Consider the following 11,559-nt stretch of genomic DNA (forward strand, 5'->3'; position numbering starts at 1 on the left):
CGCCAACTTGTAGTACCATAGGCGGCGAACTTTTCACCGAGCAAGCCTATTTCAAGGAGCATCACCTATGTACGATGGACTGACGAGCCCCGGCCGCAACGACGAATGCTGGTGCGGCAGCGGCAAGAAGTACAAGAAGTGCCACCTCGATTTCGACGAGCGCCTGGAAGGGCTCTTCGAGGCCGGAGAGGACGTGCCGAGCCGCGATCTGCTGAAGACCGCCGCCGACATCGAGGGCGTGAAGCGCTCGGCTGCTGTGAACGTGGGCGTACTCGATTACGTGGCCGAGCGCATCGGGCCCGGCGTGACCACCGAGCAGATCGATACGTGGGTGCACGACTACACCGTCGAGCACGGCGCCATCCCCGCGCCACTCAACTACGAGGGCTTCCCGAAAAGCGTGTGCACCTCCGCCAACGAGGTGGTGTGCCACGGCATTCCGAGCGCCGACGAGGTGCTCACCGAGGGCGACATCGTGAACGTGGACTGCTCCACCATCCTGGACGGCTACTTCTCCGATTCCTCCCGCATGTTCTGCATCGGCGAGGTATCGCCCGAAGCCGCCGACCTGGTGCGCGTGACCAAGGAAGCCGTGGAGGAAGGATTGAAAGCCGTGAAGCCCTGGGGGCATTTGGGCGATGTGGGCGCCGCGGTGAACGAGTACGCGAAGGCCCACGGCTACACGGTGGTGCGCGAGTTCGGCGGCCACGGCATCGGCCTGGAATTCCACGAGGATCCCTTCGTCAGCTTCGTCACGGAGCCGGGAGAAGGCCCCATCATGGTGCCGGGCATGATGTTCACCATCGAGCCCATGATCAACGCCGGCGCCCAGGAGATCGACATGACCGACCCCAATGGCTGGACCGTGCGCACAGCCGATAGGTCGCTTACGGCCCAGTGGGAAGTGCAGATCGTCGTCACCGAGGACGGCTACGAGCTCTTGAGCTGGTAGCCGTCCGCACCGGGAGGGGGAGGGGCCCGTTCGCAGCCGACTTCGCGCTGACCCCCTTCCGAACGCGATCATGGCAATAGCGAAGATGACGCACGCATCTCGGTACTATCCCGAAATCATTGATGCTGACGTGGAAGCTATTGCCTGACCATCGCGTTCTCCAGGGGGCGCTCAGACGTCCGCGAACGGGCCCCTCCCTCTCCCGTCACCGCTCGATCATCGTTCTGACCTGGGGTTGGCAACCGCAAGGCGCTTGAAAATGATGCCGCAAGTTGGTGGATTCAGCCGGCCGGCTACCGTAGAGTGGAATGCGTCGACACCGCCTGACCGATCGCATATTCACCCCGAGAGGACCCGCTATGAGTTTCCGCGATAACCTGCAGCACCTGCGTGCCACCCACGCCATGGCCCAAGAGCAGCTGGCCATGATGGTGGGCGTGAGCCGCCAGTCCGTCACCAAGTGGGAGGCCGAGCGCGCCTACCCCGAGATGGACAAGCTGCTGAAGCTGTGCCAGATATTCGACTGCACCTTAGACGACCTGGTGACAGGCGACCTGACCTGCACCGTGCCGAGTGCGGCCGCCCAAGCCCGCGCCGACGCCATGCGACAGAGCGCGGGCGGCCCGCCTCAGGACGTATGCGGCTACGACGAGCACATGCGCGCCTTCGCCAACCGCATCGCCGCGGGCGTGGGCGCGTTGCTGATCGGCATCTCGCTGCTCATCCTGGTCGGCACCGTCACCGAGTGCTTTGCCCCGAGCCTGGAAGCGCTGGGGCTCATCCCCCTGTTCGCAGGCATCGGCATCTGGCTCGCGTTTATCCTCCCCGCCTTCTTCCGGCACAGCGAGTTTCAGCGCAGCCACCCCTACGTCCAGGACTTCTACACCGCCGACGATCGCCGCGAGGCCCAGCGCACCTTCTCCATTGGCCTCGTGGCGGGGCTTCTCCTCCTGTTCATCGGTGTTGTCGCCGCGAGCTTCTCCGACGGCCACGGCGCCCTTGCCGAGGGCATCGCCTCCGCCGCGATGGTGGCCCTCCTCGCCGCGGGCGCGTGGATCATCGTGCGCTCCTCCATCCTGCTGTCCCGCGTGTACGTCGCCAACTACAACGAGGCCCGCGAGCAAGCCATGGCCGAAAGCGACACGTGGAAGTACCTCCGCGAATCGGACGCAGCCCAGCTGCGCGGCTTGTACACCGACGAGCAGATCTGCGAGCTGCTGGGCATACCGAACGCCTCGGATGCGGAAATTGCCCGCGCCCGGGCGCGCCTGGAACGGCGCCATCGCAAGAGCCAGCTCACGAGTGGTCTGTGCGGCATTATCATGATCATTGCCACCATAGTGGGCATGGCGCTGCTGCTCGTGCCCCAGTGGCACACGGCCTACTTCTGGATGGCCTGGGTGGTCGGCGGCCTTTTGTGCGGCGTGGTCGGCATCGCCGTGTCCACCTTCATCAAAGACGATCCGACAGCGTAAGGCCGGACAACCACCGTGCCCGTCTTCGCCAGAGCGTTTTGCGAAACGGTGGCGGAAATCCTACGGTCGCCATACGATTAGCGTGCCGCTCCGTTTTCGGGGCGGCGCGCTCCTTATGCTGGCATAAGTTCCATTGTCCCCATCCCTGAGAGGAGCTTTCCATGGCTGAGAACACCCATCCGACGCCTGGCACCTCTGCCGGCTACGCCGCCGAGGGCCGCGAGCTCGAGCGTGACTCCCTTGCCCCCACCTACCCCATCGAAGGATCCGATAGCACCGTCACGGCCGACGAGGTCGTCACCGAGACGATTGCAGTGGCCGATGAGGGCCCCGGCACCATCGACGGTGTTGAGATGGCCGCGGCGGGCGATAGCAGCGAGATGCTCGGCGAGGTCTTGCAGTCCCAGGAGCTGAACCCCGACGAGCCAGCCGTTACCAACGAGCCCGTGCCCCTGGAGGGAGCGGCCCCCGCAGCGCCCGCCACCCCCGTGTTCGATGCTGACGCAGGCCATACCGTGGAAGGCCGGGCCATGGAACGCGAGAACCTCGCCCAGTCCTATCCCGACCAGCCCGCCGCTATTCCCGGTGCAACCGGAGCCGTCGCTAGCCACCAGGCAGCCTACCAGGCTGCCTACGGCGCCCCCCATGCGCCCCAGCAACCGGCCCCCGCACCGCACCAACCGGAACCGGGCCATGCCGGTACCTACGACCCCCACGCTGCCGTCCAAGCCGCAGCCCTCAAAAAGCAGGCCGCAAGCCTCGATCCCGAGCGCGCATTCCTTATCGGCGGCATCGTCGTCGGCTGCATCGTCATCGTGTTCGGCCTCTGCATGCTCGCCTTCTACACGCCTGCCGAGGTAAGCGAGCTCTTCGATGGCTACCGCATGAACGGCGGCCAGGCCTTCTCCGGCACGGGCGCCACGGCCCAGCAGATCCTGAAGGCCGGCTTCTCCATGCTGCTCATTGCCATCGGCGCCACCGACGTCTGCGCCTTCGGCGCCAAGCTCATGAAGGGCCGCAGGCATCAAAAGTAACGGCTAAAGTTTTTGTTTTGCTTTTTCTATGATGCTGCTATAATGGTCAGCGACTTACGAGGAAGCGTCCAAGCTTCGCATAGATGAGGGTTCTGTTTTTGGAGGGGACAGAACCCTTTGTCTTTTCTCGGCGCCATGGTTCGCAAGGCGCTCCTCTGGATGAAGAAGCCCAAAGACGTGCTCTGCTCGAGGGCGGGCGCCTTCAGCGCCAAGCACGAGCCAAGGCGCGGATGCCGGGGGCAATGAGGCGATGGGAAATGGCAGAGTAGCCCATGAGCAACGTTCCTGGCTGCGCTTTCTTCGCGTCAACCCAATAAGGATGTGAAGGATACACCCGCACGCCCTCCTCAAGTCCCAAGGCTATCAGCTCCTCAGTCGGACGAGCATCGTCCACATGGAGCCATAGATGCAGTCCCGCTCCTTCTCCGTCGATGGCAACCTTATCGCCGAAGGCCTCATGGAGCGCCCCTATGAGAAGTCGTTGGGACGTGCGATGGTACTTCACCTGCCGCCGCACGTGCTTTTCATAGAAGCCATTCCCGAGCATAACGCCCAGGGCTTTCTGCGTGACCCATGAGACAGGACACCAGTACGACCTCATTCGATCGCGGTAAGGCCCTACAAGCTCAGGAGGCAGTACGAGATAACTCACCCGCATAGCCGGCGAGAAGGCCTTGGAAAATGTGCCCGTGTAGATGACGCATCCGTAGCGGTCCAAGGATTGAAGCGAAGGTATGGGACGCTCCTGGTATCGGTATTCGCTATCGTAATCGTCTTCGAGGATAAAAGCCCCCTGGGCATGGGCCCATTCAATAAGCCGCATCCGATCCGCGTAGGACATGATACGCCCCGTGGGAAACTGATGGGAAGGGGTCACGAATACGATCTTTGCGCCGCTGCGCTCCAAATCGCCGAAGAACGCCTCGCTTGACGACACATCAAGCGGGGCTATCGAGAACCGGTTGTTTGCAAGCACCTGCGCCACACCGGCAAAACCCGGCTGCTCGATAGCGACAATATGGCGCTCAGGATCGAACAGGTGCATGAGCCGCTCAATGCCGTCCCGCGTTCCCGATTGGATGGCAATCTGCCCGGCCGAGCACCGCACGCTGCGGGCGCGGCCAAGATAGCCACTCAGAGATTCGCGCAACGAGAGCAACCCGAACTCGTCGGAATAGTCGTTGGAACCCTCCAGGGAGCACAGCGCCTCCCCCACCGCCTTGCGCAGCGCTTCAGCGGGAAACAGCTCCGTTGGAAGGCTTCCGTAAAAGAAGTCATAGGGAACCGGGGGATCTGCGGGGGCCTTGAGCATCTCTGCCAAAATGCCCTCCGAACGCCCGGACCAATCGGTCCCGCATCCTTCCGTCGGCATAGCCGGATCGACGTAATAACCCGAGCGGTTCCGGGACACGACATAGCCCTCGGCGTAGAGCTGCTGGTAGGCCTTATCCACGGTGTTGCGCGAAACGCCCAGCTCTTCCGCCACATAGCGCACCGAAGGCAACTTTGCGTCGGGCTCGTAAATGCCGCGCACAATGTCTTCGCGCAAGCCCTCGTACAACTGGACGTAGGCCGGTGTTGCCGAACTTCGCTCAATGGAAATCATGCCCGCCCCCTCTTCTCGGGTCTATTGTAAGGCGTTTTCCGCTCGCGAGCCATCTCCCTGCACCAGGGTGCTCGCCACCTGGGCGAGCACCGCATAAGCCGAAGACGGCTCCTGTGCCGACAGGCGAACGGAGAACGTACCGATCCACCGCCCCACGTGCTCGCGCAGAAACCTCTGCCGAGCCCCTCTCGCACGGGTAACAGCGGCGTCGTCCCCCTCGCTCAGAGCATGGAGCTCTTCCCGGCACAGAGCTGCCACGAAATACAGCTCCGTAGCAAGAAAATCTTCGGAGACCCGCGGATAACCCTGAACGCGGTATCCGAAGGATGCGTAGAACTTTCGCACCGACAAGGTGTCACGGGAGAACAGCCCCCGCGAGCCGGCCGTGTGCGCCGATTCCCAAGGAGGCACCGGCAAGACGCCAGGGCCGAGGAACAGCCTTGTGTATTCGGGGCGAGACAGGGCCGCCGCCAGATCGGAGCGCCGCAGATCAGAATCGAGCTCGCCGCATTTCTCCACAGCCCCCGCTTCCACCAGGCATCGCCAAGCCTGCGCCGTCAGCGGCGACGACAGCGCTTCCCGCAAGGCGTCATCGGGCTCTTCGGCGAACGCGCGGGCAAGCAACTGGTAGAGGTAGTGGCGCGCGGCCGCCTGCTCGGCAAGCGCTTCGGCCTCGATCATGTCGGCATGAGCGATTTCCATCATCACTCCTTTGACGAAACGGGAATCGGCCGTGCGGCAGCCGAGGACAAGACGCCTCGTCCGCCGCACGGACCGAGGAGGGGTGCCTATACGGTAAACGCCGAGCCCTCGTTCTCAAGGGCAACGGCCTTCGCCCGCATAATCAGCGAGGGGGTCGTCTCGCTAGCGGAAGGCATGCACGGCAGCTCGGACACGCATTCCCCGCCATACTGGGCGCGCAGCTCCTCGATATCTCCAAACCTCAGCGCGCGCATGGTGCAAGCGGCCACGCAGACAGGGTCTTCCCCCTGCTCGCGAAAGCCGAGGCAGCCATCGCATTTCTGCACGATCTTCAAATCGTCGCGGAACTGCGGCGTCCCGTAGGGACATGCCTTCACGCAAGACTGGCAGCCGATGCACGCCTCGTCGTCGTGCTGGATGGTACCATCCGCCTCGTCCACGACCATGGCGCCGGCAGGGCACACCTCAACGCAGGCCGGCGACTCGCAGTGGTTGCACCCCAAGCTCACGTGAAACATAGACGCTTCGGGGTAGGCGCCACCCGTCAGGCTGAACACCCGGCGAAACGACACCCCCAACGGGACATCGTGAGCCTCGATGCAAGCCGCCTGGCACGTACGGCAGCCAACGCAGGCGCTCTCGTCGAAATAAAAACCTTTTCTCATGGCAATCCCCTTCTTACTCGTTCGCGGCAAGAACCACTTGGGCAGCCGCATCTGCCCTCAAAGCGGCTCCGGCATATGGCTCGACCTTCACGTTGAGCGTGTTGTAGCCCGCCGTGCCCATGCCGACGCACACCGACCCCGTAAGGGAGTTCACCGCACCGGCAGCATCCACGCCGTTCTCGTCGAACTGAGCCCAGGCGCCGTTGGGCAGCCCCACGCAGCCGGGCATCGTCAGCGGCGAGAGGCTGGCATGGCGCAGCACCGAGCCGTATCGACTGGAAACGAGCACCGTGTCTCCGTCTTCGATACCCAAAGCCGTCGCATCCTCGTTGTTCATAAAGACCGGGTGCTCGAGAATGCTTGCCAACATCATGGTGTTTCCGAACACCCCGTTGGCGAAGCGCATATAGTGGGGGTTGTAGCACTGGAAGGGGTAATCACCCTTCTTCTTGGCTCCCCAATCGTCGAAAGTCTGCTCGAAGCCCTCGACGGGCACATGGTAGGTGGGATAGGGCTTGTACGTATCCTCGGAGTACCCCATGGCGTTCAGGGCATCGGCCTTCCACTGGCAGCAGATCTCGAACTTGCCGCTCTCGCTTTCGCGCGGGTTCTTTTGGGGGTCGGCGACAAAATCCTCGTAGGCGATATAGCCGTAGCCGTCATCGGCCGAGGACCGCGGAATCTGGTAGACGCCTTTCTCTCGGAACTCGCTCCACGAGATAAGGCCCTCCTGCGGGGTGCCCTCCACCCCCCAGGCGTCGATATCCTCCTGGGTGATGGATACCAGGGTTACCTGGTTGTCCGCAGAGCCATCGGCCACCGTGGTGCCGGCAATCTCGTTGAAGGTCTTCTGCCGCTCCGACAGGGGATGCAGCCCGCGGTGGTCGTAACCCATAGCCTCGAGAATCAGGTTGTCTATCTCATCGCTCGATTTCGACTCGTAGATCGGCTCGCAGACCTGCGAATAGCAGAACACGACCTCACGACCCCCATCGCCCGTGCCCATGAGCGTGCCACCGTCGCGCTCCAAGTCGCTGCATAGCGGCAAGATAATATCGGCGTACTGGGCATCGAGGCGCGGAACGAAGCTGCGGTTCACAACAAACTCCACCCGGTCGCCGCGCAGCGCCTCCACGGCTTGGTTGGTGTCGAGCAGAGAGCGCATGGGCGACCAGTTTCCGTTCTCGATCATGCGGATGTCGATGGTGCGCTCCTCGCCGGGCACGACGTCGATGCCGCACGGGTTGCCGATAAAACGGTAGGAGCCGGTGGCCACCGCCCGCCACAACTCCGAGGAGCCGATGAGGTCGTCGGGGGCCTCGAAACCGAAGTCGGGACCATCCACGCCCAGCGCCTCGGCAGCCTCGGCCTCGCCCGAGCCGCCGGTGAGAATGAGGTTCACCGGACCGTCTGAGGCGCTGTCAGCATAGTAGACGCCGCAAGCATGCCCGGGCTTCCCGAAGTGGCCGCCCATAGCGCCGACGGTCATCATCAGCTGGGGCAGGTCCTCGGCGCCGTTGCAACGGTAGGCCGCGAAGGAGCTTGCGATGAAGACAGCCTTGTCGCAGCCGAGCTCGCGAGCAAACCACGTGATGTCCTCGGCGGGGGTGCCGCATATCTCGCTCGCCCACTCGGGCGTCTTGGGAACACCATCGTAGTCGCCGCGCACGTAGCCGAGGAAGTGCTCGCCGTCCCGAGAGGGACTCTCCTCATCGAAACCGATGCAGTAGGTATGCAGGAAATCCCAATCGATAAGGCCCTCGCCAGCCTCGTCCTGTCGCATCATCTCGTAGGCCACGGCAAGCAGCAAGGCGGTATCGGTGCCGGGACGCGTGCGAACCCAGCGCGCTTCCAGCATGCTGGCACTGGCATTGTAAGTGGGCCCCACGAAAACAAACTGGGCGCCGCGCTCTTTGGCGGCCAGGAAATGCCACGTGGGAGATCCCATGGCCGACCATGCGGGGTTGCAACCGTACAACACGATGGTCTCGGCATTGGTCGCCATGTCGTAGCGATCGTTGCACTGACCGCGCTTCGCGTTGTCGGTGAGGCCGAGCTTCGAGGGCCCGAGGCGAGCCGAGCCCTGGGAGTTCGTATCCCACATGCCCACATAACCCCCGAGATAGCCGTGCAGCGCGCTGCCAAAGGCACTGGGCACGAGCACGGAGCGCGGACCGTAGGTCGAGTAAATGCGCTTAGTCTCGTCGGCGACATACCGAATAGCCTCATCCCAGCTAATGCGCTCCCATTCGTCGCGGCCACGCAACTCGGGATGGAAGTCCTTGCCCCCCCGGCTGCCAGCCCTTGCGCTTCAGGGGATACTTGATGCGGTCGGCCCCGAACGCCATCTCCCCGATAGCACGCCCGCGCAGGCAACCGCGCTGCTGGGGGAACTCCTGGCTGTCCTCGTGGGTGTCATCGGTCTTCTGACGCAAGATGACGCCGTCTTCCACGAGCGCCTTGTTCAGGCAGCGGCCGCCGCACGACTGCATGCAGGAGATCGTCGTCCACACCCCGCCTGCTCCTGCGGCTCAGATGGCGCATCGCCAGTTTCGGCCATCTTCTCCACCGAGGGCGCACATCCGGCCAGGGACAGGCCCACCGCAGCCGCCGTCGAGGCAGCCACAAACGCACGGCGGTCCATAGCCGGCTCTCGCTGCGCGAATCGGTCGTCGGTCATTTCCTCTCCTCTCTCCAAAAGGGTGGAAGGGTTTCCTTCCATCGCGCATGGTACGAAGCGGAAAGGCACAAGCCACAGGGGCAGTTTCGGTTTTTTCGAGAGGACAGATGGCCCCTTCCTCAAAAGGCGAGGCCCTCTCCGGCATAGCGGGGAGGGCCTCATGGCAGAGAGCCGCAACGGGCGCTCGATGGCGGCTGGGACACTACACGGCGAACACCACGGAGCAGACGCTCAGCAGGATGGCTCCGAACACGAGGGTGAACACCATCATGGGCCACACGAACTTGAACCAGTGGGACATCTTCATGTCCAGCATCTGCAAGGTCGCCATCACCAGGCCAGTCGGCGCGATGTAGAGCATGGCGTACTGACCGAACTGATAGGCGGCTACGATGATCCAGCGCGGAATGCCCACGGTGTCGGCCAGCGGCGCGAAGATGGGCATCGACAGCACGGCCAGGCCACTAGAGGAGGGCACCACAAATCCGAGCACGAAGAAGATAAGCAGCAGGCAGATCACGAACATCGGGCCGCTCATGCCGGTGACCATGTTCGACGCGGCATTCAGCATGGTGTCGCTGATCATGCCCTCGGTCAGCACATGGTTCACGCCGCGGGCCAGGCCGATGATGAGGGCCACGGGCACCAGGCTCGATGCGCCGGAGCCGAAGGCGTCCACCATCTTCGCCTCGCCCACGCCGTCCTTGCCCGTGCCGCCGATGAGCATCACGAGAATGGACAAGGTCACGAACTCAGCTGCCATCTGCGGGAACCACCAGCCGAGGTTCATGACGCCGATGATCATGATGACGAAGGCCATCACAAAGATCACCAGCACGATCTTCTTGCGAATCGAGAACTCATGAGCCGCCGCGCTGTTGTCGTCCAGCTCCCACTGGGCATTGAACTTCTCCCCCGTATACGCGGAAACTTTTCAACTTCTCGGGAACAACCGTTGTATCTCCCAGATATTGTGGTAGTATTCTCAATCGCTAACTACATATGGTGAACATTTGGGATCGCAGCGGCCAACCGCTCGTTCCGCCGACAGCAAGGAGCACCCATGGAGAACAAGATGATCGACGGCGTGAAGGTGTCCGTGAACTACGCCCAGGCCGACGACGCCCCCGTGTCCGACGCGGAGATTCAGGCCTACATCAAGCGCGCCCACGAGAAGTACCCCCACGGCCAGCTGGAGTCCCTCACCTTGGACGTGGACGGCGAGGATGTGGGCATCCACTACGGGCTCGCCCCGGTGAAGTTCGACCGCATCCGCCGCATCACCGGCTATCTGGTGGGCACGCTGGATCGCTTCAACGATGCCAAGCGCTCCGAGGAGCACGATCGCGTGAAGCACGAGGTTCCCACCTGCTGCATCAAATAGCATCCTTGCGCGAAAAACGCGAGAGACCCGCTGCGGAATCGCCCGCAGCGGGTCTCTTTTTCCGTCCGGTGGAAAAGGCGCGACCTACAGGGGCAGGCGCCCCTCCAGAGCGCGGCCGAGGGTCACCTCGTCGGCGAATTCCAAATCGCCGCCCACCGGCAAGCCGCTGGCGGGCCGGGTCACCTTCACGCCCAAAGGCTTGATAAGCCGGGCCAAATAGGCGGCGGTGGTCTCGCCCTCGATGTTGGGGTTCATGGCAAGCAGCACCTCGTCCACCTCCTCGCGGCCCAGACGGGCCATGAGATCGGCGATGCGCAGCTGGTCGGGACCGACGCCCTCCATGGGGGCCAGGACCCCGCCGAGCACATGGTAGACCCCGCTGAACACGGCGGTGCGCTCGATGGGCGGAATATCGCGCGGCTCGCTCACTACGCAGATGACCGAGCCGTCGCGCTTCGCACTCGCGCAGATCTCGCACAGATCGCCCTCGGCGTAGTTGAAGCAACGTGTGCAGAAATGCACGCCGGCCTTCACCTCGCGGATGGCATCGGCCAGGCGCAGGGCCTCGGACGCATCGGTGTTCAGGATCCAGTAGGCCATGCGCTGGGCCGACTTCGGGCCCACGCCGGGAAGCCGCTCCAGCTCGTCGAGGAGCTTCTGTATGGAAGGTGCCGCCTGCACGAATATCGCCTCGGATCGCGCCGATTACATCAGGCCGGGAATCTTCATGCCGCCCATGATGGCGTTCATGCGGCTATTGGCCGCCTCGGAGGCGGAGCGCAGGGCCTCGTTCACCGCGGCCACCACCATGTCCTGGAGCATCTCCACGTCCTCCGGATCCACCGCCGCCGGGTCGATGACGATGTCGGTGACCGTCATATCGCCCGTGGCCATGGCCTTCACCATGCCGCCGCCGGCAGAGGCCTCGAAGGTCATGGCGGCGATCTCCTCCTGGGCGAGGGCGGCGTCGCGCTGCATTTTCTGGGCCTGCTTCATCATCTTCTTCATATCCATGGGGTGCACTCCTTGGTTCTCGGAAATGAGCGGAACTATTGTAGGCC

General features: G+C 63.3%; 12 protein-coding genes and 1 pseudogene. 4 read left to right on the forward strand and 9 right to left on the reverse strand.

The window, feature by feature from the left end; translation table 11 throughout:
• Positions 1 to 67: 67 nt before the first annotated feature.
• From map to AAK988_RS01795, 3 genes are all read left to right on the forward strand, one after another.
• Positions 68 to 952, forward strand: a complete 885-nt coding sequence (gene map / locus AAK988_RS01785) for a type I methionyl aminopeptidase (protein ID WP_289637199.1) — start codon at positions 68 to 70, stop codon at positions 950 to 952.
• Between the two features lie 359 nt (positions 953 to 1,311).
• Positions 1,312 to 2,427 carry a helix-turn-helix transcriptional regulator gene (locus tag AAK988_RS01790; RefSeq protein ID WP_369880307.1) on the forward strand — a complete coding sequence of 372 codons (1,116 nt, stop codon included), beginning with the start codon at positions 1,312 to 1,314 and terminating at the stop codon, positions 2,425 to 2,427.
• 161 nt (positions 2,428 to 2,588) lie between these two features.
• Positions 2,589 to 3,461, forward strand: a complete 873-nt coding sequence (locus AAK988_RS01795) for a hypothetical protein (protein WP_369880308.1) — start codon at positions 2,589 to 2,591, stop codon at positions 3,459 to 3,461.
• 202 nt (positions 3,462 to 3,663) lie between these two features.
• On the opposite strand, the gene pdxR is transcribed toward AAK988_RS01795, so the two are convergent.
• The 7 genes and pseudogenes from pdxR to AAK988_RS01830 all read right to left on the reverse strand — a co-directional run.
• On the reverse strand, positions 3,664 to 5,067 hold the full coding sequence (pdxR, locus tag AAK988_RS01800; RefSeq protein WP_369880309.1) for a MocR-like pyridoxine biosynthesis transcription factor PdxR: 1,404 nt from the start codon (positions 5,065 to 5,067) through the stop codon (positions 3,664 to 3,666).
• 21 nt (positions 5,068 to 5,088) lie between these two features.
• Positions 5,089 to 5,769 carry a TorD/DmsD family molecular chaperone gene (locus AAK988_RS01805; RefSeq protein ID WP_369880310.1) on the reverse strand — a complete coding sequence of 227 codons (681 nt, stop codon included), beginning with the start codon at positions 5,767 to 5,769 and terminating at the stop codon, positions 5,089 to 5,091.
• Between the two features lie 86 nt (positions 5,770 to 5,855).
• Positions 5,856 to 6,434 (reverse strand): 4Fe-4S dicluster domain-containing protein, encoded by a 579-nt coding sequence (locus tag AAK988_RS01810; RefSeq protein ID WP_135971279.1) that lies wholly within the window; start codon positions 6,432 to 6,434, stop codon positions 5,856 to 5,858.
• Between the two features lie 13 nt (positions 6,435 to 6,447).
• On the reverse strand, positions 6,448 to 8,700 hold the full coding sequence (locus AAK988_RS01815) for a molybdopterin-dependent oxidoreductase (protein ID WP_369873071.1): 2,253 nt from the start codon (positions 8,698 to 8,700) through the stop codon (positions 6,448 to 6,450).
• A complete protein-coding gene (locus AAK988_RS01820; protein WP_369873070.1) occupies positions 8,669 to 8,947 on the reverse strand; it encodes a hypothetical protein in 279 nt (92 codons plus the stop codon). The genes AAK988_RS01815 and AAK988_RS01820 overlap by 32 nt, the downstream gene beginning before the upstream one ends.
• Positions 8,899 to 9,114, reverse strand: a complete 216-nt coding sequence (locus AAK988_RS01825) for a hypothetical protein (protein ID WP_304855173.1) — start codon at positions 9,112 to 9,114, stop codon at positions 8,899 to 8,901. Before AAK988_RS01825 ends, AAK988_RS01820 begins: the two co-directional genes overlap by 49 nt.
• A 202-nt stretch (positions 9,115 to 9,316) precedes the next feature.
• Positions 9,317 to 10,006: pseudogene (locus AAK988_RS01830) on the reverse strand (YfcC family protein); the annotation flags it as partial.
• Between the two features lie 171 nt (positions 10,007 to 10,177).
• Here AAK988_RS01830 and nrdD point away from each other — a divergent pair.
• Entirely contained in the window at positions 10,178 to 10,498 is a 321-nt protein-coding gene (nrdD, locus tag AAK988_RS01835) for an anaerobic ribonucleoside-triphosphate reductase (protein WP_369873068.1), read from the forward strand.
• An 84-nt stretch (positions 10,499 to 10,582) separates the two neighbouring features.
• Here the strand turns inward: nrdD and recR are convergent, their stop codons facing one another.
• Together recR and AAK988_RS01845 are read right to left on the reverse strand one after the other, a co-directional pair.
• Entirely contained in the window at positions 10,583 to 11,179 is a 597-nt protein-coding gene (recR, locus tag AAK988_RS01840) for a recombination mediator RecR (protein WP_135971274.1), read from the reverse strand.
• 24 nt (positions 11,180 to 11,203) lie between these two features.
• Entirely contained in the window at positions 11,204 to 11,512 is a 309-nt protein-coding gene (locus AAK988_RS01845) for a YbaB/EbfC family nucleoid-associated protein (protein ID WP_369880311.1), read from the reverse strand.
• Positions 11,513 to 11,559 lie beyond the last annotated feature (47 nt).

The sequence above is a fragment of the Adlercreutzia muris genome (genome assembly GCF_041223505.1).
Taxonomy (GTDB): domain Bacteria; phylum Actinomycetota; class Coriobacteriia; order Coriobacteriales; family Eggerthellaceae; genus Adlercreutzia; species Adlercreutzia muris.